Genomic DNA, 23,519 nt, shown 5'->3' with positions numbered 1-23,519 from the left:
AGGAGGCGGGCGCGATGGCAGAGCCGGACCCCCGGGACCCGATCGCCCGTGCCCGCCGCAACTGGGAGGACGCCGGGTGGGGCGGTGATATCGCCGCCGGCATGGAGGCGGTGACGTCCGTGATGCGCGCGCACCAGATCCTGCTCGCGCGGATCGAGGCGGCGCTCAAACCCTTCCGCCTGTCCTTCTCCCGGTTCGAGCTGCTGCGGCTGCTCGCCTTCACCAAGCGCGGCGAACTGCCGATCTCGAAGGCGAGTACCCGGCTCCAGGTGCACGTCTCCTCGGTGACCCACGCGATCGATCGGCTCGGCGAGGCCGGACTCGTCGAGCGCAAGCCCCATCCCACCGACGGCCGCACGACGCTGGTCGCGATCACCCCGGAGGGCAGGGAACTGGTGGAGAAGGCGACCGTGGTGCTCAACGAGGTCTTCGCCGACATCGGCATGGCCGACGACGAGTCCGCCGCTCTAGTAGGTGCGATCCGCTCGCTGCGCCGCTTCAACGGCGACTTCTAGAGGCATTGCGGCCTTGAGAACCTGCTGGCATAATATGCCAGTAGTTCGTCGTCGGTGAGGAGACGCGCATGCCCACTCGAAACGTCGTGATCACCCAGCGCCAGAGCGAGATGATCGAGCAGCTCGTCGCATCCGGCCGGTACCAGAACGCGAGCGAGGTGCTGCGTGAGGGGCTGCGCCTACTCGAGGAGCGTAAGACCGCGTACGAAGCGCGGTTGGCGGCCTTCAATGCCGCCATCGACATCGGGTTCGCGCAGGTCGCTGCAGGGGACTACGTCGAGCTGGAGTACGACGAGGTGGACGCATTCGTGGCGGGCCTTCGCCGCCGGAGTTCACAGGATGTAAAGACCGAGCGGTGAGATCTCTGAGGCTGTCGCCCGCTGCGCAGGCCGACATCGCTGAGATACTCGATTGGACGGAGAGGACCTTCGGCGAGGCCGCTGGCGATCGGTACGAAGCGTTGATCACCGACGGCTTGCACGAATTGCAGAGTGAGGTGGACTCGACCAGGTCGCGCGCGGTCGCTTCGAGGCAGAACGTCTTCTCGCGTCATCTGTCCACGATCCCGAGTACATCTGTGGGAGCCGAGGTGAAGCGGCCTCGGCACATCCTGATCTACCGCGTCGACGGTGACGTGATCACAGTGGGTCGGGTGCTGCACGAGCGGATGGATGTCGAGCGGCAGCTCGCCCCCTGGATCTGGGAATGACGCGAGGAACGCGCTATGGGCCCCGCAGCGCGGGCCAGGTGACCCGCCGGTAACGACGCGGGCGGGGCGGGCAGGCAATAGGGTCGGTAGCCGTGCATGCAGAAGGAACGTTCACCGTCGAGCCCGTCTACCCCGAGTCGCTCGCCCCGCTCGCCGACCTCGCGCTCAACCTGCGCTGGGTGTGGCACGGCCCCACCCAGGACCTGTTCGCCACCGTCGCGCCCGAGGTGTGGGCGGCCACCCGGGACCCCCTCGCGGCCCTGCGCGGCGCCGATCAGGCGCGGGTGGACGCTCTCGGCGCTGACGAGGAGTTCGTCGCCCTGGTCCGCGCCCTGCGCGCGGATCTGAACGACTACCTCACGCGGCCGGCCTGGGCGGACGAACTCAAGGACGCCGTGAAATCGATCGCCTACTTCTCCATGGAGTTCGGCGTCAGCCAGACGCTGCCGAACTACTCCGGCGGCCTCGGCATCCTTGCCGGCGACCACCTCAAGGCCGCCTCCGATCTCGGTCTCCCGCTGATCGCGCTCGGCCTGCTCTACCGGCACGGGTACTTCCAGCAGTCGCTCTCCGCGGACGGTTGGCAGCTCGAGCAGTACCCGGCGCTGGACCCGACGCAGCTGCCGCTGCGACCGGTGACCCTTTCCACCGGGCAGCAATTGGTGGTCTCCGTGCCGCTCGCGGACCGGGTGCTCAGCGCCGCCGTGTGGCGCGCGGACGTGGGCCGGATCCCGCTGCTGCTGCTCGACACCGACATCGAGAACAACGACCCGGACCTGCGCGGCGTGACCGATCGGCTGTACGGCGGCGACGCGGAACACCGGCTGCGCCAAGAGATCCTGCTCGGGATCGGCGGCGTCCGCGCCGCCCGCGCCTTCTGCGACCTCACCGGCCACCCCGGGGTCGAGGTCTTCCACGCCAACGAGGGGCATGCCGGCTTCCTCGGCCTGGAGCGGATCCGCGAGCTCATGGCCACCGACGGCCTGACCTACGCGCAGGCGCGCACCCTCGCCCGCACCGCCACCGTCTTCACCACCCACACCCCGGTGCCGGCGGGCATCGACCGCTTCCCGGTGGACCTCGTGCGCCGCTACTTCGGCGACGCGAGCCAGATGTGCTCGCTCCTGCCCACGGTGCCGCTCGACGAGATCATCGCCCTCGGCGCCGAAGCCGACCCGGGCGTCTTCAACATGGCGCACATGGGTTTCCGTCTCGCCCAGCGGGCGAACGGCGTCTCGAAGCTGCACGGGGTCGTCAGCCGCGAGATGTTCGCGGGCCTGTGGCCCGGCTTCGAACCGGCCGAGGTGCCGATCGGCTCGGTCACCAACGGCGTGCACCACGGCACGTGGGCCGACCGCCTCGTCGCCGAACGCGCGACCGACCCGCTCTCGATGCCCGACGAGGCGCTCTGGCGGCTGCGGACCACGCTGCGGCACCGCCTCGTCGACGAGGTGCGCACCCGCACTCGCGCCGCCTGGATCGAGCGCGGCGCCGTCGACGCCGAACTCGGCTGGACGGACCGGATGTTCGATCCCGACGTGCTCACCATCGGCTTCGCCCGGCGCGTCTCCACCTACAAGCGCCTGACGCTGATGCTGCGCGATCCCGAGCGGCTCCGTGCGCTCCTGCTGGATCCGGACCGGCCCGTGCAGGTGGTGATCGCGGGCAAGAGCCATCCCCACGACGACGAGGGCAAGCGGCTCCTGCAGCAGCTGCTGCACTTCACCGACGACCGCACCCTGCGGCACCGGATCGCCTTCCTGCCCAACTACTCCATCGGCATGGCGGGGTACCTCTACCACGGCTGCGACGTGTGGCTGAACAACCCGCTCCGGCCGCTCGAGGCGTGCGGTACCTCCGGCATGAAGAGCGCCATGAACGGCGGTCTGAACCTGTCGGTCCTCGACGGCTGGTGGGACGAGCTCTACGACGGGGACAACGGCTGGGCCATCCCGTCGGCCGTGGGCGTGGATCCGAACCGTCGCGACGACATCGAAGCCGATGCCCTCTACGACCTCCTCGAGCACGACGTGGTGCCGGCCTTCTACGACCGGCGCGATGCCGACGATGCGCCCCCGCGCTGGCTCGCCAAGGTGCGCAACACCCTGGCCTCGACCGCACCCGAGGTATCGGCCGAGCGCATGGTGCGCGAGTACGCCACCGACTACTACCGGCCCGCCGCCCGCTCCGCCCGCGCCACGAAGCCCGCGATCGCCGAGCTGGTGGAGTACATCGACAAGGTCCGCGCCGGGTGGGACGAGGTGCGGGTGGGGCAGACGACCGCGGTCGTGGTGCCCGAGGGCGTCGATCTCACCGCACAGGTCGATCTGGGCGTGCTCGAGGACGGCGACGTCCGGGTCGAGGCCGTGATCGGCGGCGTCGACGAGGCCGGGGAGATCGTGGGCGGCAAGCCCGTTCGCCTGCACTGCGACGGCGAGCGCTACCGCGCGGTGCTGCCCGCCGAGGTGGGCCGGTTCGGCTACGCGGTGCGCGTGCTCCCGCAGCACCGGCTGCTCAGCGGGCCCGCCGAGCTCGGACTGGTGCGGTACGCACGGTGACGGTGCTCGCGGTGGACCTCGGCGGCACGAAGGTGGCGGCCGCGCTCGTCGAACCCGACGGCACCGTCGTCCCGGCCTCGCGGCATCGCGCCCCGACCGGGGAGGACGCGTCCACCGCCGATCTCGAGACCGCGATCTTCTCCGTGGTGCGCGCCGCGCTCGCGACGGCCGACGGCCCGGTGCAGGGCGTGGGCCTCGCCGCCGCGGGTCCGGTCGACGAGGCCGCGGGCACCACCTCGCCGATCAACCTGGAAGCCCTGCACGGCTTCCCGCTGCGCGACCTGGTGGCCGACGCCGCCGGCGGGCTGGACGTGGAGTTCCGCCGTGACGGCATCGCGATCGTGCTGGGCGAGCAGTGGCTGGGAGCGGCCCGCGGCTACGACGACGCCCTCGGGATGGTGGTCTCCACCGGCATCGGCGGCGGCTTCATCGTGGGCGGCCGCGCGCTCGGCGGCAATGCCGGCCACATCGGTCAGGTCGAGGTCTCCGGTTACACGGGCAGCGAATCGCTGGGGCGGACGACGATGCTCGAGTCGGTCGCGTCCGGCCCGCACACCGTCGAATGGGCACGCGCGCAGGGCTTCACCGGCTCGACGGGGGAGGAGTTGGGGGCGGCCTACCGGTCCGGCGACGAGGTCGCGGTGGCCGCGGTCCGACGGTGCGCCGCCGCCGTGGGGCAGGGGATCGGCAGCGCGCTGGCGCTGGTCCCCGTCTCGGTGGTCGTCGTCGGGGGCGGTTTCACGGGCGTCGCCGACGATTTCGTGGCGCTCGTCCGGGCGGCCGTCGCCGCGCATCCGCTGCCCTATGTCGCCGCCGCGCGGGTCGTGCCGGCGGGACTCGGCGACGACGCGCCGCTGGTCGGCGCGGCCGCCCTGGTCTACCGCCGGGACCTGCTGCCGTGACGGGCGGGTTGCTCTCGCCGCGCGATGCCCGCGTGCATTGGGCATCGGCGGTGATACCGAGCGACCAGTTCCTGCTCTACTGTTTCGATCACGGCGCCGGCGGGGCACCGTCGGTGGCTGAGGTCGCGGACGTGCTCCTGGCGCGGGCACCGTCGATCACGGACCTGCGGCTGCGGATCGCACCCGCCCCGGGCGATCTCGAACACCCGGCCTGGGCGCCCTGCGATGTCGTCGACGTCCGCGAGGGCATCGCCCCGACGTGGGACGCCGTCCCCGCCGCGGTGGCGCGCCTGTTCGCGCACCAAGTGGACGCGACCGTCTCGCCGTGGCGGCTGCACGTCTTCCCGCACGTCGCCGGCGCGCCGCGGTGCGCGGGACCGGCGACGGTGGTGGTGCTGCAGGTGGCGCACGCGCTCGCCGACGGCAGGCGGGCCAGTGCTCTCGCCCGGGCATTGTTCGGTACGGGTGTGCCGGGACCGGCGCCAGTCTTCCGCCCGCTGCCCGGACCGGTGCGGGCGGCCCGCGGTGTGCTGGGCCTGCCCGTCGCGCTGGCACGGACGGTCGCGCTCGGCCTGCGCAGCGCGCCGGCGCGTGCCGAGATCGACCGGCGCACTGCCGCCGGCCGGCTGCCGGGGCCCGTGCCCGGCAGCCCGCTGACCGCGCTCAATACGGCGCCCGACGGGACCCGTGACGTGCGGATGCTGGTGCGCGACAGTGCTCCTCTGCGCACCGGGCACACCGTGACGGTGACCGCGCTCGCCGCGGTCTCGCTCGCCGTCGAGCGGTACCTCCGGCTCCGCGGCGCCGCGGTGCCGGCCGAGTTGGCCGCGGAGGTGATGGTCGCGCGGGAGCGACGGCACGGCGAACGCAACGCCTTCGGCAACGTCTCGGTACCCCTGTTCCCCGGCGCGGCCGTAGTGGAGCGCGCCGGCCTCATCGCCACCGCGCTCGGTGCGGCGCGGGAGCGCGCCGCGAGTCCGCTGTGGCGCACCGTCGGCGCGGCGGAGGAGGCGGCACCGTCGGCCCTGGCGGCGCTCGGTGTGCGCTCCTTCGATCCCACGGCCGTGCCCGAGACGATGGCGGGCGCGACGGTGCTCTCCAGCGTGCACCGGGGACCGGCGGACCTGGAGCTGCTCGGCGGGAGATCGGTCTTCACCGCTGGCTTTCCGGCTCTGTCGCCCGCGATGGGGCTCACCCACGGAGTGCACGGGCTCGGCGACGCGGTCACCGTCTCGGTGACGAGTAGTCGGACGGCCGTACCGGATCCGGATCAGTACGCGGCGTTGCTCGCCGCGGCGCTCGACGAGGTGGCTCAGCCGCGCTGAGGCGCGGGGCCGGTGGTGTCGCCGATCACCAGGTCGACGTTCATCGCCAGGGTGGGCAGCGGCGCACCGTCGTTCGCGGCGAGGATCGCCTGCGCCGCCAGCCGGCCCATCTCGACGACCGGCTGGCGGATCGTGGTGAGGGAACGGGCGAAGCCGTCTACCCGGATACCGTCGAAACCGACGACGGACAGGTCCTCGGGGACGCGCAGCCCCCGCGCCTCCGCCGCACGGATCGCGCCGATGGCGAGCAGGTCGGACTGGGCGATCACTGCGGTGAGAGGTCCTTCGCCGCTATCGGTTTCGCGGCTGAGGAGTTCCTCGGCGGCGCGGAAGCCCTCGTCGATCGTGCTGTCGGTGCTGATCGCGATCGGTGCCCCCGGGAAGGCCGCGAGCGCGGCGCCGGTACGCGCCCGCTCCACGTCGCCCTGCCGCAGCCGGACGATGCCCGCGCGGCGGTGGCCGAGCGCCTGCAGATGGCTCGTCAGTCGCCGGGTGGCGGCGCGGTTCTCGACCCCGACGCTGCCGAGGTCGTCGACCTGGTTGCCCGCGGTCACGACGGGCAGGGAGCGCCGCGCCATCGCCGCGCGGAGTTCGGGGAGGGCGGGCGAGCAGCCCGCGGCGACGACACCGTCGACGGGGAGCGTCCGCAGGCGTTCCTCCGGGATCGAGTCGGGGATCAACAGGACGGAGGTGGCGGTGGCCGCGAGGGCGGAGGAGACCCCGTCGAGGATCCCGATGACGACCGGGTCGCGGAAGGCGCGGCCGGTCTCGTCGTCGACCTGGACGCCGATGATGTCCGTGCGTCCGCTGCGGAGGGAACGCGCGCGGGGGTCCGGCCCCTCGTAGCCCAGTGCTGCTGCTGCGGCGAGGACCCGCGCTCGAGTCGCCTCGCTGATGGGCTTGTCGACGCCGAAGGCGTGCGAGGCCGTGGACAGCGAGACGCCCGCCGCCTCGGCGACGTGCACCAGGGTTATTCGGTTTGACCCGCGTGTCATGGGCACCTAGCCTAGCAAGGACTAATCGAAACGTTTCGAAGGGTAGATCGGTGAGCGTGGACTTCCAAAGGCAGAGGGTGAGCGAGGCGGGCGCCTCCGTGCTCGCCTGGCGCAACGGCATCTTCGTGATCTTCGCCCTCAGCGGGCTCACCTTCGCGAGCTACCTGGGGCGGCTGCCGCAGGTCCGCGACGACCTGGGGGCCAGCACCCTGCAGATCAGCCTGCTGACCTTCGGGCTCGCGGTCGGCTCCGTCGTGGGCCTCGTCGGCTCGGGGGCACTGGCGGCGCGGTTCGGCGCACGCCGCGTGCTGGCGGTGACCGTGCCCGCGCTGGGCGTGACCATGATCGCGGCCGCCGCGGGCGCGCAGTCCGGCAACTACCTGCTCACGCTGCTGCCCCTCGTCTTCGTCGGGCTCTCGCACGGCATCACCGACGTCTGCATGAACCTCTCCGGGGCCGAGAACGAGCGGGCACTCGGGCGCACCGTGATGCCGGCCTTCCATGCGGCCTTCTCCGTGGGCACCGTCGCGGGCGCGCTGACCGCTGCCGCCGCCCAGGCGGCGCACGTCCCGCTGCTCCCGCACCTGATCGTGGTGAACGGCGTGCTCCTGGTGTCCGGGTGGTTCGCGCTGCGGCACGTGCCCTTCCAGGCGCACGACGCCGACGACCACGCTCCGGTCTCCCGGCGGGAGCGGCTGGCGGTCTGGCGCGAGCCGCGCACGCTGCTCATCGGGCTGATGGTCCTCGGCATGGCGCTCACCGAGGGCAGCGCCAACGACTGGCTGGCGCTCGCGATGGTCGATGATCACGGCACGTCGAAGACCGTCGGCACGCTGACCTTCGCGGTCTTCGTGACCTTCATGACGATCGGGCGGTTCGCGGGCACGAAGGCGCTCGACCGGTACGGCCGGGTCCGGACGCTGCGCGCGTGCGGTGTGCTCGCCTTCGTCGGACTGTCGATGGTGATCTTCGGCCCGACCTGGCTCGCCTACCCGGGCGTCGCACTGTGGGGCCTCGGTGCCTCGCTCGGCTTCCCCGTCGGCATGTCCGCCGCGGCCGACGAGCCGCGCATGGCCGCGGCCCGCGTCTCCGTGGTCTCGACCGTCGGCTACCTGTCCTTCCTCGCCGGCCCGCCGGTCATCGGTGCACTGGGGGAGTACGTCACGCTGCTCTACGCGCTGATCCTGGTGCTCGTCGCCGTCGCCGTCGCGGTCGTCGTGGCGCCTGCAGCGCGCGAACCGGAGCAGGCGGCACCGCCGACCTGCTCCTGACGTGGGCGCCGGCGCTGACGCCCGGCATCGTCGGTGCTCCCCAGCGGGAGGGCGCACAGCCACCGTCGGCCCGCCCCTAGCGGGGCGTGCAGCGCCTCCGCGTGTCGTGCACTCCCTAGGTCCGTGGACCTAGGGAGGTGTCCGCCCCGCTAGGGAGCGCGCCCGAGCGGAGCGAGGTGAGGCGAGGGAGTAGGGCGCGCGGGGGCCTGTGGATAACTCGGATCCTGTGGATGAAGCCGCGATATCGGCGGTTCTGCGGGGTAGAGGGGACACCACCTCACGGCATGATCGCCGCATGGGGGAGTTGATGACGCGAGAGTTGCTGCTGGCGCAGGGATGGACGCGGAACAGGATCCGGCAGGAGCTACGGCGCAAGAAGCTGCGACTGCTGTGGCCGACGATCTATACGGACGAGCCGGTCGGCGAGGCGTGGGTCGAGTACGAACGGATGGTGCGGGCGGCCGGCACCGTCGGAGGCTGGGGCGTGATCAGCCACCAGAGCGCCGCGGTGCTGTGGGGGCTGCCGTTGCTCAGCCCGGACTACGCACGCGTGCACACCACGATCGACGACCGGCACAAGGGCGGACTGGTCAGTGGGAAGCGACACGTGCACCCGCGGCCGCTGCCACCCGAGGACGTCGTGGTGCTGGACGGGATCCGGGTCACGTCCCTCGCGCGGACCGCGGTCGACTGCGGGATGGCCGGAACGTACGAACAGGCCCTCGTCGTCTTCGACGGTGCGCGGCTGGTCCCGCGCGTGCCGAAGCCGACGGATCGGCCGACGGTGCCGTTGGCGGACCTGGTGCGGGTCGCGAAGGGGCTGGGTAGGCGGACGGGCAGTGAGACGGCGATGCGTGCCCTTGCGGATTCCGTGGAATGCAGCGAATCGGTGGGGGAGTCGTGGTCGCGGGCGCGGATGATCCAGTGGAAGCTCCCCGCTCCGGCTCTGCAGCGGACGTTTCGGATCAGGGGCCGGACATATCACGTCGACTTCTACTGGGGACGGCTCGTCGGTGAGTTCGACGGTGACGGCAAGTACCGGAACGACGCGGACCGTCGGGCGTACGAACAGCGACGGGACAGCGACTTCGTAACCATCGGGATCACCGTCTGCCATTGGAAGTGGGAGGATCTGCTCGATCGGCGGCGGTTCTACGCGATCCTGACCGCACAGATGTTCAACACCGGGATGATCACCTCGATCCCTCGGTTTCCGGGCTGACGCGCCCCGCACCGTCGGATGTCCTGGCGCGTCGGCACCGTCGGACTCCCTAGCGGGGCGTGCAGCGCCTCCGCGTGTCGTGCATTCCCCAGGTCCGTGGACCTAGGGAGGTGGCCGCCCCGCTAGGGAGCGCCCACGAGCGAAGCGAGCGGCGGGTAGGCGGTGGGGGTCAGCGGAGGAGTTGCCAGGCGAAGGCGGCGGCGAGGGCGCCGGCGCCGTTGAGGCACCAGTGCAGGGCGATGGGGGCGATGAGGGAGCCGCTGCGGGAGCGGAGCCAGGTGAACACCCAGCCGGCGAAGGCGGTGGCGACCACGGCGCCCGCGATGCCGAGGAACTGGGCCAGCGGGCCGGCGCCGAGGATCTTCGTCAGGCCCGCGTTGCCGCTGGTCAGGCCCAGCGACGAGGCGATGTGCCAGAGGCCGAAGAGCAGCGACCCGGTGACCACGACCCAGCGGAAGTGCATCGCCCGCGAGAGTGTGCCGTGCAGCGCGCCGCGGAAGGCGAGCTCCTCGGGAATCACCGTCTGCAGCGGGATGATCACCATCGAGGCGATGATCGCCGTCGAGAAGGTGGCGTACCGGTCGTTGAGGAACAGGCCCCGCGTGACCGGCAGCAGGGCGCCGACCACGATCACCGTCGCCACCACGAGGACCGCCGCGGCGGCGTACTTCGCCCCCGAACGCCAGTGCTCGCGGCCCAGGCCCAGCTCGTGCCAGTCCAGCCCGCGGTGCCGCGCGATGCCGATGAGCAGGACCGCGGAGACCGGCACGGCCAGCAGGGCGGCCCAGCTGCTGGTGAAGTGCGCGATGAGGTTGGTGGCCACCAGCACGGCGACGACGACGCCGACGTCGACGATCGCCCGCGCACCCGAGAGCGCCGAACGCAGCGCGGAGTGATCGGGGGCGGTCGTCGACTGTGCGGTCATTCGATCCATGGTCCAGATGCACGGCGGTTCGCGCAACGGGCGTGAGCCTCGCTAAGGTGTCCACCCGTGACCAAGGACCGCAGCACGCCGGCCGACGGCGGCCGGTCGAGCGGCCTCCGGCGCATCGCGCTTCCCCTCTTCCTCGTGGCGGTCGGCGCCCGGATCGTCTGGATCCTCGCCGGGAAGCACAACTTCAACTTCGTCGACCTGCGGGTCTACTACGAGGCGGCCCAGCGGGTGACCGCGGACGGCGGGCTGTACGACTTCGCCCTCCGCGAGTACACGCCCCAGCAGCCGCTGCCCTTCACCTACCCGCCCTTCGCGGCGCTCTTCTTCTACCCGCTCAAGTTCCTGCCCTTCCCGGTGGTCGCCGTCGGCTGGGTGGCGCTCACCGCGGGCCTGCTGTTCCTCGTCATCCGCATGTGCCTGGCGATCCTGGCCGCGGGGCGCGGGGCACCGTCGCGCCTGGGCGACGTGCCGCGCGAGCTGCCCCTGGTGTGGACCGCGGGCGCGCTGTGGATCGACCCGGTGCGCACCAACCTCGACTACGGCCAGATCAACGTGGTCCTGATGACCTTCGGTGTGTGGGCCGCGTACCTCGTGGCCCGCGCCGCGCCGGGCCCCGCGCTCGCGCGCAGGCCGGGCGGGGTCGACGGTGCCTCCGGCCTCCTGATCGGCATCGCGGCCGGGATCAAGCTCACCCCCGCGGTGGGCGGGCTCTTCCTGCTGGCCCGGGGCCGGGTGTGGGCGGCGGTCGTCTCCGCCCTCACCTTCGTCGCGACCGTCGGGGTGAGCTACCTCGTGCTCCCGGCCGAGACCCGCCGCTACTTCACGGTGCTGCTCGGCGACACCGGCCCCATCGGGGACCCCGCCAAGCCCGATAACCAGGCGCTCCGGGGCGCGGTCTCCCGGTTCGCGGGGTACGACGTGGGCACGGGCCCGGCGTGGATCGTGGCGGTCGCGGTGGCCGCCGTGCTGCTCTTCGCCGCATGGTGGGTGGTGCGGCGCGGCGATGCGCTCATCGCGCTGGTCCTGGTCCAGTGGTTCGGCCTGCTGGCCTCGCCGATCTCGTGGATCCACCACTTCGTGTGGATCGTCCCGCTGCTGATCTGGGTGGTGCACGGGCCGCTGGGGCGCGGCGGGGGTGTGGACTTCCTCACCCCGGGCGCGGCGTACACGGTCTGGTCGACGAGGGCGGCCCTGTTCGTCGCCGTCCTGGGATACATCGGCGTGCACTTCATGCTCAAGGGGCTCGGGGTGATCGGTGTCCACGACGGTCTCCTCTGGGCGGTCCTCATGGCGCCGGGCGTGCTCGCCGCCGTCGTCCTGGTGGCGCTGATCCTCACGCAGCGCCGGCGGCTGGACGCACTAGTCTGAGCGGATGACCAACCTCGGCCGCATCGGCCTGGCGCTCCTGACCGCCGCGACCCTCGCGACCAGCGCCTGCGCGACCAGCACGGCACCGTCGAAGGAGAGCGGCGCACCGTCGGCCACCGGGACGGTGACCCTGGTGACCCACTCGAGCTTCCACCTGCCGGAAGGAGTTCTCGCCGACTTCACGAAGCAGACCGGGCTGGCGGTCAAGACCGTCGAGCTGGGCGACGGCGGCGAGCTCGCCACCAAGCTCTCGCTGACCCCGGGCAACCCGCCCGGCGACGTGGCCTACGGCGTCGACAACACCTACGCGGCGCGGCCGGTGCGGGCGGGCGTCTTCGACGACTACGTCTCGCCCGCCGCGGCGAACGGCGCCCAGGACTACGCCCTGGCCGGGATGCCGCAGCTCACCGCGATCGACTTCGGCGACGTCTGCGTCAACATCGACACCCGCTACTTCCGCGAGAAGAACCTGCCCGAGCCCGTCACCTACCAGGACCTCGCGAAGCCCGAGTACAAGGGTCTGACCGTGGTCGAGAACCCGGAGACGGCGTCGCCGGGCATGGCCTTCCTGGCCGGCACCGTCGCGACGCTCGGCGAGGGCTGGCAGGACTACTGGCGGTCGCTGCGCGCGAACGAGGTCTCCGTGACACCGAACTGGACGACGGCGTACTCGACCGACTTCTCCGGCTCCGCAGGCAAGGGCCCGAAGCCGATCGTCGTCTCCTACGCCAGCTCGCCCGCCGCCGAGGTGGGCAAGGACGGGTCCGCGCCCCCGACCAGGGCGCTGCTCGACACCTGCTTCCGGCAGGTCGAGTACGCGGGCGTGCTGCGCGGCACCAAGAACCCCGACGGTGCGCGCAAGCTCATCGACTTCCTGCTCTCCCCGGCGGCGCAGGCCACCATCCCGGACGAGATGTACGTCTACCCCGTGACCCGCGGCGTCGCGCTGCCCGAGTCCTGGGCCAAGTACGCGCCCGTCCCGCCGAAGGCCGCGACCCTGCCCGCTGATCGCCTCGCCGACGAGCGCGACACCTGGGTGCGGCAGTGGCGGCAGCTCATGGGGCGGTGACCTCCCGGGTGCTGCTCCGGCGCGCGCCGGCGGCGTCCCCGGCGCGGTTCGCGCTGCTTGCCGCGCCCCTGCTGTTCGTCGCGGTCTTCTTCCTTTGGCCCGTCGCGGCGATCCTCGCGCGGGGTCTGTCCTCCGACGGTGTCGGCCTCCGCGAGGGCTTCACCGGCGCGGGCGGCCTGGGACTGGTCTGGTTCACGCTCTGGCAGGCGGCCGCGTCGACGCTGCTCACGGTGGCTCTGGGCCTCCCGCTCGCGTGGCTCACCGCGCGGGTCCGGTTCCGCGGGCAGTGGCTCGTCCGCGTCGCGGCGACGGTGCCCTTCGTCCTGCCGACCGTGGTGGTCGGCGTCGCCTTCCGCGCGCTCTTCGCGCCCGGCGGCACCCTGGGCCTCCTCGGGCTCTCGGAGACCGTGTGGGCCGTGCTGCTCGCGCACGCCTACTTCAACGTCTCGGTGGTGGCGCGGATCGTCGGCGGCGTGTGGTCGGCGGTCGACCCCCGCGCCGAACAGGCCGCCCGGACGCTCGGCGCCGGACCCCTGCGCGCCTTCCTCAGCACGACCGGCCCGGCGCTGCTGCCCGCCATCGCCTCCGCGGCGTCCGTCGTCTTCCTGTTCTGCGCGACCAGCTTCGGCATCGTGCTCGTGGTGGGCGGGACCCGGCTGCGCACGCTGGAGACCGCGGTCTACCAGGAGGTCGTCGGTGCCTTCGACCTGCGGACGGCCGCTCTGCTCGCCCTCGTCCAGATCCTGATCGTGGTGCTCGCCGTCGCGCTCAGCGGCGCGCTGCGGGTGCGGGTCTCGCGCCCGTCGACGGCGGCGCGCGTCGATCCGCCCCGCGCCGTCGGCCGCGCCCGGCTCGCGGTGCTCGTCGGTGTGCCCGTGAGCGTGACGCTGCTGCTCTTCCCGCTCGCCGCGCTCGTGCTGCGCTCGCTACACCCCGACCCGTCGGGCGCGCTGGGCCTCGATGCCTACCGGCGGCTGACCACCGACTTCGGCGGCGTCGTCCCGGTCAAGGCGCTGATGATGTCGCTCGTCACGGCCGCGCAGGCGGGCGCGATCGCGCTCCTCGTCGGCGGGCTCGCCGCGGTCGCGATCGCCCGCTCGCGGGGACTGCTGAGCCGGTTCGCCGATGCCGTGGTGATGCTGCCGCTCGGGGTCAGTGCGGTGACGCTCGGCTTCGGGTACCTTCTGGCGCTGCAGTCCCTGCCCGCCGTCCGCGAGTCGGCGGCCGTGCTGCCCTTCGTGCAGGCCCTCGTCGCGGTGCCGCTGGTGGTGCGGGTCCTGGTGCCCGCCCTCGGGGCCGTCGACCCGCGGCAGCGCCAGGCCGCCGCCGTTCTCGGCGCCTCGCCGCTGCGCGTCTTCGTCTCCGTCGACCTGCCGGTGATCAGCCGCTCGGTCGCAGTGGCCGCGGGTTTCGCCTACGTCGTCACGCTGGGCGAGTTCGGCGCGGCGAGCTTCCTGGTGCGTCCCGAGCAGATGACGCTGCCCGTCCTCATCGGGCGGATCGCCGGGCGGCCGGGCTGGGACAGCGCGGCGCTCGCCGCGTCCTGCTCGGTGCTGCTGATCGTCGCGACGGTGCTCGTGATCGGCATCGTCGAGGCGCTGCGCCGCGACGACGTGGGAGGGGCCGAGTTCTGATGCGTATCCGTGGAGGCGAGGACAGGGGAGGGGAGCGACGATGCTGACCATCGACCGGGTCTCGGTGCGGTACGGCGACCGGACCGCCGTGCGGGACGTCACGCTCACCGTCGGGCAGCCGGACGGGGCCGAGCGTGCCGGCGTGACCGCTCTGCTGGGTCCGTCGGGCTGCGGCAAGTCGACGCTCCTGCGCGCCGTCGCCGGGCTCGAACCCCTCGCCGGCGGCCGGGTGCTGTGGGACGGGGACGACCTCGCGCACGTGCCCACCCACCGCCGCGGCTTCGGCATGGTCTTCCAGGACGGCCAGCTCTTCGGGCACCGCGACGTCGCCGGGAACATCCGGTACGGGCTGCAGCGCCATCGCTGGCCCCGCGCCGCGGCGAGCGCTCGCGTCGAGGAACTGCTCGAGCTGGTGGGCCTGCCGGGGATGGGTGGGCGGCCCGTCGGCGAGCTCTCCGGCGGACAGCAGCAGCGCGTCGCGCTGGCGCGGGCCCTGGCGCCGAAGCCCCGGCTGCTCCTGCTCGACGAGCCGCTCTCCGCACTCGACCGCCAGCTGCGGGACCGCCTCGTCGGCGACCTGCGCCGCATCCTGCGCGAGACCGGCACGCCTGCGCTGATCGTGACCCACGACCACGACGAGGCCGCCGAGCTCGCCGACACCGTCGCGGTGCTGGACGACGGCGAGCTCGCCCAGGTGGACCGGCCGGCCCGCCTGTGGCGGCGTCCCCGCACCCCGGAGATAGCGCGCTTCCTCGGCTACTCCGTGCTGCTCGACGCGCAGGTCGAGGACCGGCTGGCGACCTCGGCGCTGGGGCGGATCCCCGTCGATCGCCCCGACGGTAGCGTCCGGCTCGGGCTGCGGCCGGGATCCGTCGTGCTCCGGGCGCACGGCGTCCCGGCCCGCGTGACGGGCTCGGTCCCCACCGCCGACGGGGTCCGGATCACCGCCGCCGTCGACACCCCCGACGGCGCCCTGCTCGTCGACGCCCTCGGCGACACCCCGCCGGCCGACGGCGCGACGGTGCACCTCGCGCTCGACCCCCGCCGCGTGGCCGTGATCGGATGAGGCCATGACGACCGAGGTCTTCACCCCGCGGCAGGCCCGCGCCCTCCTGTCTATCGCCGACACTCTCGTTCCCGGCGGCGACGGCGTGCCCGGCGCGCGCGACATCGACCTCCTCGCCGCCGTCTCCCGGACCGCGCGGCACAAGATGCTGCCGCGCGAGCTGCGCGAGCTCAAGGCCTTCCTCGACGTCTGGGACACCCGCGGCTTCGGGTTGGCCACCGGGATCGGACCGCGGCACTTCTCGGCGCTGCCGCACGCGCGACGCGAACAGGCGCTGCTCGCGTGGGGCAGGCACCCGCTCGCGCCGGTCCGCGCCGTCTTCCAGGGGCTGCGCACGCTCCTGATCGGCGCCTACTACATCGCCCCGGACGCGACCGCCGCCCGCGCGGCGATCGGCTGCCCCGAGGCCCCCGGCCCGCTGCCCGGCGCCCCCGAACCCCCGCTGCGACCGATGACGATCCCCGCGGGCGGCGCGCGACTGACCGCCGACGTCGTGGTGGTCGGCTCGGGCGCGGGCGGCGGCACCGCGGCGGCCGTGCTCGCCGCCGCCGGGCTCGACGTGCTCGTGCTCGAACGCGGCGGCTACCACGACGACCGCGACTTCGGCGCCGGCGAACTGGACTCGCTCACCGCGCTCTACGCGGGCGCCCCCGCGGTCTCCGCCGAGGGCCAGTTCGCCTCGTTCATGGCCGGCGGCACGCTGGGCGGCGGCACCGTCGTCAACTGGTCCACCTCCTTCGCCACGCCCGCGCACGTGCGTGAGGAATGGGCCGCGCACGGGGCCCGGCAGTTCGCGGGGGAGGAGTTCACCCGCTCGCTGGCGGCGGTGCAGCGACGCCTCGGGGTGAACACCGAGCACAACCGGGCCTCGGCCCGCGACGCGATCCTCGAGCGCGGACTCACGGCCCTCGGCTGGCACTGCGACGCGATGCCGCGCAACGTCGTCGGCTGCGACCAGGGCGTCGAGTGCGGACGCTGCGGCTACGGCTGCCGGATCGGCGCCAAACAGTCGACTGTGAAGACCTGGCTGCGGGACGCCGCCGACGACGGTGCACGGATCGCCGTCGGCGCCGAGGTGCGGCGGGTCGTCGTGGAGCAGGGGCGCGCCACCGGCGTCGAGGCGATCGGGCCCGGCGGTGCCCCCGTCACCGTCGCCGCGCGGGCGGTCGTGGTCGCGGCGGGTGCGCTGCAGACCCCGCCCCTGCTGCGGCGATCCGGCCTGCGGAACAAGCGGATCGGGGAGAACCTCCGGCTGCACCCGGTGACCTCCGTCGCCGGCGTCTTCGACGAGGACGTCCGGCCCTGGGAGGGCGGGCTGCAGACCCGCTACTCGACGGAGCACGCCGACCTCGACGGCGACGGCTACGGCGTGATCTACGAGACCGGGCCGGCCGGGCCCGGTGCGGTCACCCTGTTCCAGCCCTGGCACTCCGCCGCGCAGCACGCCGCCGACATGCTCGCGCTGCGGCACACGGCGCAGATCGGGGTCCTGGTCCGGGACACCGGGAGTGGGCGGGTCACCGTCGGGCGGGACGGCGAGCCCGTCGTGCGGTACCGGCTCAGCGACCACGACGCCGCGCACATGCACTGCGGCGTCGTCGGGGCGGCGGAGATCCTCGCCGCCGCGGGCGCGCGGTCGGTGCGCAGCTCGCACCAGAACCGGGTGGCCGCCGAGCTTCCCGGGCGGCTCGACGGCTTCGCCGCCGCCGCGCACCGGGAGGGCTACGCGCCCGCCCGGTGCATGATGATCGCCCTGCACATCATGGGCTCTGCCGCGATGGGCGGGAGCCGGGAGACCTCCGCGACCGATCCGGACGGGGCCACCTGGGAGGTGCCTAACCTCGTCGTCGCGGACGCCTCGTGCTTCCCGACCCCGAGCGGGGTGAACCCGATGATCTCCATCGAGGCCATCGCCCACATGAACGCCACCCGCCTGGCGGCGCGGCTGGCCTAACCGCGCTCGCCCCGCCGGAGGTACCAGTCGGGGAGCGGCTCGGTGGTCAGGCGCGTCGTGTCGCCGGGCCTGGTCAGGGTGAAGACGGCGCGCTGGATGCGGGGGATGCGGTTCATGTCGTCCGCGATCGCCGCCAGGCGCGCCGCCACCTGGGACTCCGGCAGGTCGCCCTCGAGGTCGACGGCGGCGACGAGGAAGAGACGGTCGGCGCCGACCCACTCCAGGTGCAGGAAGCTCACCTGCTTGACGTCCGGGTGCGCGAGGAGCGCCTCCAGCATGCGGTTGCGGGCCAGGGGCGTGGCCTCCTCGCCGGTGAGGAAGTCCATGTTCCGGCGGATCAGGAAGACGGCGACGAAGCCCAGCAGGACGCCCACCGCGATCGACCCGATCGCGTCCCACGCGGGATTCCCGGTGACCTGGTGCAGGGCCATCCCGGTCGCGGCGATGACGATCCCGATCAGAGCGCTCAGGTCCTCGGCGAAGACGGAGCGCAGCACCGGGTTCGACGTGATCCGCACGTAGCGGAGCGGATGCATCATGCGCTCCCGCGCGCCCGCCCGCGTCTGCCGCAGGGCCTGCAGGAAGGAGGTGCCCTCCAGCACGAACGAGATCGCCAGGACGGCGTAGCCCCAGCCGTACTCCGTCGCCTCCTCCGGCGCGCCGAGGGCCGAGATGCCGTGCCACACCGACACCGCCGAGCCCACGCTGAACAGGCCGAAGGCCGCGAACATCGACCACACGTAGGCGGAGCGCCCGTACCCGAACGGGTGGGCCGCGTCGGCCGGCTTGCCGGCCCGCTTCGCCCCGACGAGGAGGAAGACCTCGTTGCCCGTATCGGCCCACGAATGCGCGGCCTCGGCCACCATCGCGGCGGACCCGGTGATCGCCGCGGCGACCGACTTCGCCAGGGCGATCAGCACGTTCGCGCCGAAGGCGAGCAGCACCGTCAGCAGGCTCTCGTCCTGGGAATCGCCGCTCGCCTCGGAAGTCATGCTGCCGATCGTAGGCCCGCGCGTGCGCCGCGCCGGGCATGATGGAGCCCATGGGAGCATTCGATCCGTACGTCGCCGACGACCGCCGCTACGACAGCGTCCCCTACCGGCGGGTGGGGGAGTCGGGCCTGCGACTCCCGGCGGTCTCGCTCGGCCTGTGGCACAACTTCGGCGACGACAAGCCCTTGCAGACCCAGCGCGACATCCTGCGCCGCGCCTTCGACCTGGGCGTGACCCACTTCGACCTCGCGAACAACTACGGCCCGCCGCCCGGCAGCGCCGAGCGGAACTTCGGCACCCTCTTCGCCGAGGACTTCCGGCCCTACCGGGACCAACTGATCATCTCCTCGAAGGCGGGCTGGGACATGCAGCCCGGGCCCTACGGCTTCGGTGGCTCGCGCAAGTACCTGCTGGAGTCGCTGGACCAGTCGCTCGCCCGGATGGGGCTGGACCACGTCGATATCTTCTACAGCCACCGGCCCGATCCGGACACCCCGCTGGAGGAGACGATGGGCGCGCTGCACACGGCCGTGACCTCGGGGCGGGCCCTGTACGTGGGCATCTCGTCGTACAGCGCCGAGCTCACCGCGCGGGCGCAGGAGATCATGCGCGCGCTGGGGACCCCGCTGCTGATCCACCAGCCCTCGTACTCGATGCTCAACCGCTGGGTCGAGCGCGGCGGGGAGGCCGGCGGGCCCTCGCTGCTGGAGACGACCGCCGCCGAGGGCATGGGGGTGATCGCCTTCTCCCCGCTGGCGCAGGGGCTGCTCACCGACCGCTACCTGCACGGCGTTCCGGAGGACTCCCGCGCCGCCGCGGGCAAGAGCCTCTCCGGCGGCATGCTCTCCGACGAGAACCTGGCCCGCGTCCGGGGGCTGGCGGGGATCGCCGCGGACCGCGGGCAGACGCTCGCGCAGATGGCGATCGCGTGGGTGCTCCGCTCGTCGTCGGTGACCTCCGCGCTGATCGGGGCGTCCAGTGTGGCGCAGCTCGAGGACAGCGTCGGCGCGGTCGGGAACCTCGAGTTCAGCGCCGGCGAACTGGCCGAGATCGACGAGTTCGCCGTGGACGGTGACGTGAACATCTGGTGGGGCGCCACCGCCTCGACGGGGTCGGGCGGGTAGCGGAACGGACTAACGGGACGAATGTCGCGGTTCCACTGCGGAAACGCCCGGTCGCGACTTCACTGGACTCGCCCGACGACGAACGAGGAGACCCATGACCATCGCCCCGGCGCAGCAGGCCCACCGACACCACGTCGTCATCATCGGCTCGGGCTTCGGCGGCCTGACCGCGGCGCAGTCGCTCAAGAACGCGGACGTGGACATCACCCTGATCTCGAAGACCACGAGCCACCTGTTCCAGCCGCTGCTGTACCAGGTGGCGACAGGCATCCTCTCCGAGGGCGAGATCGCGCCGAGCACCCGGCTCGTGCTGCGCGATCAGAAGAACGTGCGCGTGCTGCTCGGTGAGGTCGAGGACGTCGACCTCGCGGCGAAGACGGTCACCTCGAAGCTCATGACGATGGAGACGGTGACCCGGTACGACAGCGTGATCGTGGCCGCCGGGGCCCAGCAGTCGTACTTCGGCAACGATCACTTCGCGACCTACGCGCCGGGTATGAAGACCATCGACGATGCGCTCGAACTGCGCGGCCGGATCCTCGGCGCCTTCGAGGCGGCGGAGGTCTCGACCGACCCGGTCGAACGCGAGCGGCGCCTGACCTTCGTGGTGGTCGGCGCGGGGCCCACGGGGGTCGAGCTGGCCGGGCAGATCGCCGAGCTGGCCGAGCGCACGCTCGTCGGGGCCTTCCGGACCATCACCCCGTCGGACTGCCGGGTGATCCTGCTCGACGCCGCGCCGGCGGTGCTGCCGCCGATGGGGCCCAAGCTGGGGCGGAAGGTGCAGGCGAATCTCGAGGCGATGGGCGTCGAGGTGCAGCTCAACGCGATGGTCTCCGCGGTCGACTACCAGGGCATCACCGTCAAGGAGAAGGACGGCACCGAGCGGCGCATCGAATGCGCCTGCAAGGTGTGGTCCGCGGGTGTGCAGGGCAACCCGCTCGGCAAGCTCATCGCCGACCAGGTGGAGGGGACGGAGGTCGACCGCGCCGGGCGCGTCGTCGTCGAGCCGGACCTGACGGTCAAGGGGCATCCGTACGTCTTCGTCGTCGGCGACCTGATGGCGGTGCCGGGTGTGCCGGGCATGGCGCAGGGCGCGATCCAGGGGGCCAAGTACGCGACCAAGCACATCATCGCGTCGCTGGAGGGCAAGGACCGCCCGGCCGAGCGAGCCCCCTTCAAGTACTTCGACAAGGGCAGCATGGCCACGGTGTCGCGGTTCAACGCGGTGGTCAAGGTGAAGAAGATCGAGTTCGGCGGCTTCATCGCGTGGTTGATGTGGCTGGCGCTGCACCTGGTGTACCTGGTGGGCTTCAAGAACCGGTTCAGCACGCTGATCACCTGGCTGATCACCTTCTCCAGCCGCGGTCGCGGCCAGATGGCGATCACCAGCCAGATGGTCTACGCGCGTCTCGCGATGCATCAGCTGCAGAGCAAGCAGGGGGAGCTCGCCGCGGTCGAGGAGGCGGAGGAGCTGGAGCGGAGCAACGAGGCGTGAGTCCGGGGCCGGGGGCACCGTCGGCATGCCCGACGGTGACCCGGGCGCTCAGGCGGCCCGGGTGCGGCCGGGGTTCGCGCGGATCGACCCCAGGGCCTTCTGCATCTCCTTCTTGGAGGCGCCGTCGGCCGACATGCGGTTGAGCTTGCAGATGACGACCGGGCACTTGAGGCACCGCGTCTTCTTGCGGCAGCACTTCTTCTTGGGCTTGCGGCCCACGAGTTCATGCGCCTTCTTCTTGCTCACGTCAGTAGGTTAGCGCAACCTAACGAGCGATTGTCAATCGTCACACCGGGGCCGTCCGATTCGGGGCGGAACCGGTTTTCCCCGTAACCTGGAGGCGACCAGGCGTGTGCCCACGCCCCCTTCTCCGTGTCCGCGTGAGCCGCTCGACGAGCCCATGCGCGCGCGGACGCCAGCACAGGAGAATCTTCGTGACCCAGCCCAGCTTCCGCAACGTCGCCATCGTCGCGCACGTCGACCACGGGAAGACCACCCTCGTCGACGCGATGCTGCGGCAGTCCGGCGCGTTCGGTGAGCGCGCCGAGCTGGTGGACCGCGTGATGGACTCAGGTGACCTGGAGAAGGAGAAGGGCATCACCATCCTGGCGAAGAACACGGCCGTGCACCGTGTGAACGCCGACGGCACCACCACCGTCATCAACGTGATCGACACCCCCGGCCACGCCGACTTCGGCGGCGAGGTCGAGCGCGGCCTGTCCATGGTCGACGGTGTCGTCCTGCTGGTCGACGCGTCCGAGGGCCCGCTCCCGCAGACCCGGTTCGTGCTGCGCAAGGCGCTCGCCGCGTCGCTGCCCGTCATCCTCGTGGTGAACAAGACCGACCGTCCCGACGCGCGGATCGAGGAGGTCGTCACCGAGGCCCAGGACCTGCTACTCGACCTCGCCTCCGACCTGTCCGACGAGGCCGCGGAGGCCGCCGAGCTCGCGCTGGGCCTGCCGGTGATCTACGCCTCGGGCCGCGAGGGCAAGGCCTCGACCACCGCGCCCGCCAATGGCGCGGTCCCGGACGCCGAGAACCTCGACGAGCTGTTCCAGATCCTGCACGACCACATCCCGGCCCCCAAGGGTGATCCGGAGGCCCCGCTGCAGGCCCACGTGACCAACCTCGACGCCTCGGCCTTCCTCGGCCGCCTCGCCCTGGTCCGCATCCACAACGGCACCCTGCGCAAGGGCCAGACCGTGGCCTGGATGCGGGAGGTCGACGGCGAGCCCGTGGTCACCAATGCCAAGGTCACCGAGCTGCTCGCCACCGAGGGCGTCGAGCGCAAGCCCGCCGAGGAGGCCGTCGCGGGCGACATCGTCGCCGTCGCCGGCTTCCCGGAGATCATGATCGGCGACACCCTCGCCGACCTCGACAACCCCGTCGCGCTGCCCCGCATCACCGTCGATCAGCCGGCCATCTCGGTCACCATCGGCACCAACACCTCGCCGCTGGTCGGCAAGGTCTCGGGCCACAAGCTCACCGCCCGCATGGTCAAGTCGCGCCTCGACTCCGAGCTCATCGGCAACGTCTCGCTCAAGGTCATGGACATCGGCAAGCCCGACCAGTGGGAGGTGCAGGGCCGCGGCGAGCTGGCGCTGGCCATCCTCGTCGAGCAGATGCGCCGCGAGGGCTTCGAGCTCACCGTCGGCAAGCCCCAGGTGGTCACGCAGAAGATCGACGGCAAGGTGCACGAGCCCTACGAGCACCTGACGGTCGACGTGCCCGAGGAGTACCTCGGCGCGGTCACCCAGCTGCTGGCGAACCGCCGCGGCCGGATGGAGACCATGGCGAACCAGGGCACCGGGTGGGTCCGCATGGAGTTCGTCGTCCCGTCGCGCGGCCTCATCGGCTTCCGCACCGACTTCCTCACCGAGACCCGCGGCACCGGCATCGCCAACGCCGTCTTCCACGAGTACGCGCCGTGGGCCGGCGAGATCCGCGCCCGGCACACCGGCTCGCTGGTCTCCGATCGCCAGGGCACGGTGACCCCGTTCGCGATGATCCAGCTGGCCGACCGCGGCACCTTCTTCGTCGAGCCCGGCGCCGACACCTACGAGGGCATGGTCGTGGGCATCAACCCGCGCGCCGAGGACCTCGACATCAACGTCACCAAGGAGAAGAAGCTGACCAACATGCGTCAGTCCTCCGCCGACGTGATGGAGACCCTCGCCAAGCCCATCAAGCTGGAGCTCGAGGCCGCCATGGAGTTCTGTGCGGCGGACGAGTGCGTCGAGGTGACCCCCGAGGTGGTCCGGGTGCGTAAGGTGCACCTGAACGCCACCGAGCGCGCCCGCGAGCGGTCGCGCGCGAAGTCGCGGGACCAGGCCGCGGGCTGACCCCGCGCCACGGTGGCGGGAACCCGGCGTCCGGCGCCGGGCGG

The 23,519-nt window shown here is 72.3% G+C and carries 20 protein-coding genes; 16 read left to right on the top strand and 4 right to left on the bottom strand.

Annotated elements, in window-relative coordinates; all coding sequences use genetic code 11:
• Positions 1–14: 14 nt before the first annotated feature.
• The 6 genes from AC21LY_RS19200 (at position 15) to AC21LY_RS19175 (ending at position 6,009) form a co-directional block, all read left to right on the top strand.
• On the top strand, positions 15–515 hold the full coding sequence (locus AC21LY_RS19200; protein WP_489048157.1) for a MarR family winged helix-turn-helix transcriptional regulator: 501 nt from the start codon (positions 15–17) through the stop codon (positions 513–515).
• Positions 516–583: 68 nt separating this feature from the next.
• The gene (locus tag AC21LY_RS19195; protein ID WP_489048156.1) at positions 584–874 is read left to right on the top strand and encodes a type II toxin-antitoxin system ParD family antitoxin; all 291 of its coding nucleotides are present in this window, start codon (positions 584–586) and stop codon (positions 872–874) included.
• A complete protein-coding gene (locus AC21LY_RS19190) occupies positions 871–1,224 on the top strand; it encodes a type II toxin-antitoxin system RelE/ParE family toxin (RefSeq protein ID WP_489048155.1) in 354 nt (117 codons plus the stop codon). The genes AC21LY_RS19195 and AC21LY_RS19190 overlap by 4 nt, the downstream gene beginning before the upstream one ends.
• 92 nt (positions 1,225–1,316) lie before the next feature.
• Positions 1,317–3,782 (top strand): alpha-glucan family phosphorylase, encoded by a 2,466-nt coding sequence (glgP, locus tag AC21LY_RS19185; protein ID WP_489048154.1) that lies wholly within the window; start codon positions 1,317–1,319, stop codon positions 3,780–3,782.
• Positions 3,779–4,684 (top strand): ROK family protein, encoded by a 906-nt coding sequence (locus AC21LY_RS19180; protein ID WP_489048153.1) that lies wholly within the window; start codon positions 3,779–3,781, stop codon positions 4,682–4,684. The genes glgP and AC21LY_RS19180 overlap by 4 nt, the downstream gene beginning before the upstream one ends.
• Before the next feature lie 32 nt (positions 4,685–4,716).
• The gene (locus AC21LY_RS19175) at positions 4,717–6,009 is read left to right on the top strand and encodes a WS/DGAT domain-containing protein (RefSeq protein ID WP_489048152.1); all 1,293 of its coding nucleotides are present in this window, start codon (positions 4,717–4,719) and stop codon (positions 6,007–6,009) included.
• Here AC21LY_RS19175 and AC21LY_RS19170 read toward each other — a convergent pair.
• Complete coding sequence (locus AC21LY_RS19170; protein WP_489048151.1) at positions 5,997–7,004, bottom strand: LacI family DNA-binding transcriptional regulator; 1,008 nt, start codon at positions 7,002–7,004, stop codon at positions 5,997–5,999. The genes AC21LY_RS19175 and AC21LY_RS19170 overlap by 13 nt on opposite strands.
• Here AC21LY_RS19170 and AC21LY_RS19165 point away from each other — a divergent pair.
• Both AC21LY_RS19165 and AC21LY_RS19160 read left to right on the top strand, forming a co-directional pair.
• The gene (locus tag AC21LY_RS19165; protein ID WP_489048150.1) at positions 6,998–8,275 is read left to right on the top strand and encodes an MFS transporter; all 1,278 of its coding nucleotides are present in this window, start codon (positions 6,998–7,000) and stop codon (positions 8,273–8,275) included. The genes AC21LY_RS19170 and AC21LY_RS19165 overlap by 7 nt on opposite strands.
• 295 nt (positions 8,276–8,570) lie before the next feature.
• Positions 8,571–9,497 (top strand): hypothetical protein, encoded by a 927-nt coding sequence (locus AC21LY_RS19160; RefSeq protein ID WP_489048149.1) that lies wholly within the window; start codon positions 8,571–8,573, stop codon positions 9,495–9,497.
• 169 nt (positions 9,498–9,666) lie between these two features.
• Here AC21LY_RS19160 and AC21LY_RS19155 read toward each other — a convergent pair whose 3' ends face one another.
• Complete coding sequence (locus AC21LY_RS19155) at positions 9,667–10,422, bottom strand: CPBP family intramembrane glutamic endopeptidase (protein WP_489048148.1); 756 nt, start codon at positions 10,420–10,422, stop codon at positions 9,667–9,669.
• Positions 10,423–10,488: 66 nt separating this feature from the next.
• On the opposite strand from AC21LY_RS19155, the gene AC21LY_RS19150 reads away from it, so the two are divergent.
• From AC21LY_RS19150 to AC21LY_RS19130, 5 genes are read left to right on the top strand one after another with little or no spacing between them, the layout of a single operon-like run.
• Positions 10,489–11,799 carry a glycosyltransferase 87 family protein gene (locus AC21LY_RS19150; protein ID WP_489048147.1) on the top strand — a complete coding sequence of 437 codons (1,311 nt, stop codon included), beginning with the start codon at positions 10,489–10,491 and terminating at the stop codon, positions 11,797–11,799.
• A gap of 4 nt (positions 11,800–11,803) precedes the next feature.
• Positions 11,804–12,868, top strand: a complete 1,065-nt coding sequence (locus AC21LY_RS19145; protein ID WP_489048146.1) for a thiamine ABC transporter substrate-binding protein — start codon at positions 11,804–11,806, stop codon at positions 12,866–12,868.
• Complete coding sequence (locus AC21LY_RS19140; RefSeq protein WP_489048145.1) at positions 12,844–14,502, top strand: ABC transporter permease; 1,659 nt, start codon at positions 12,844–12,846, stop codon at positions 14,500–14,502. The genes AC21LY_RS19145 and AC21LY_RS19140 overlap by 25 nt, the downstream gene beginning before the upstream one ends.
• Before the next feature lie 40 nt (positions 14,503–14,542).
• Entirely contained in the window at positions 14,543–15,568 is a 1,026-nt protein-coding gene (locus tag AC21LY_RS19135) for an ABC transporter ATP-binding protein (protein ID WP_489048144.1), read from the top strand.
• A gap of 4 nt (positions 15,569–15,572) precedes the next feature.
• Positions 15,573–17,522, top strand: a complete 1,950-nt coding sequence (locus AC21LY_RS19130; protein ID WP_489048143.1) for a GMC family oxidoreductase N-terminal domain-containing protein — start codon at positions 15,573–15,575, stop codon at positions 17,520–17,522.
• Here the strand turns inward: AC21LY_RS19130 and AC21LY_RS19125 are convergent.
• Positions 17,519–18,514, bottom strand: a complete 996-nt coding sequence (locus AC21LY_RS19125) for a cation diffusion facilitator family transporter (RefSeq protein ID WP_489048142.1) — start codon at positions 18,512–18,514, stop codon at positions 17,519–17,521. The genes AC21LY_RS19130 and AC21LY_RS19125 overlap by 4 nt on opposite strands.
• 50 nt (positions 18,515–18,564) lie before the next feature.
• On the opposite strand from AC21LY_RS19125, the gene mgrA reads away from it, so the two are divergent.
• Both mgrA and AC21LY_RS19115 read left to right on the top strand, forming a co-directional pair.
• The gene (mgrA, locus tag AC21LY_RS19120) at positions 18,565–19,638 is read left to right on the top strand and encodes an L-glyceraldehyde 3-phosphate reductase (protein WP_489048141.1); all 1,074 of its coding nucleotides are present in this window, start codon (positions 18,565–18,567) and stop codon (positions 19,636–19,638) included.
• A 94-nt stretch (positions 19,639–19,732) separates the two neighbouring features.
• Positions 19,733–21,133: an NAD(P)/FAD-dependent oxidoreductase gene (locus tag AC21LY_RS19115; RefSeq protein ID WP_489048140.1), complete on the top strand. Its 1,401-nt coding sequence runs from the start codon at positions 19,733–19,735 to the stop codon at positions 21,131–21,133.
• A gap of 48 nt (positions 21,134–21,181) precedes the next feature.
• Here AC21LY_RS19115 and AC21LY_RS19110 read toward each other — a convergent pair whose 3' ends face one another.
• The gene (locus AC21LY_RS19110; RefSeq protein WP_489048139.1) at positions 21,182–21,379 is read right to left on the bottom strand and encodes a hypothetical protein; all 198 of its coding nucleotides are present in this window, start codon (positions 21,377–21,379) and stop codon (positions 21,182–21,184) included.
• 188 nt (positions 21,380–21,567) lie between these two features.
• Between AC21LY_RS19110 and typA the strand changes: the two genes are divergently transcribed.
• Positions 21,568–23,475: a translational GTPase TypA gene (gene typA, locus AC21LY_RS19105; protein ID WP_489048138.1), complete on the top strand. Its 1,908-nt coding sequence runs from the start codon at positions 21,568–21,570 to the stop codon at positions 23,473–23,475.
• The last annotated feature ends 44 nt before the right edge of the window (positions 23,476–23,519 follow it).

The sequence above is a fragment of the Tsukamurella sp. II2bb genome (assembly GCF_057815145.1).
Note: the sequence above shows the minus strand (reverse complement) of the source record. Positions and strands in the feature narration are given on the sequence as shown.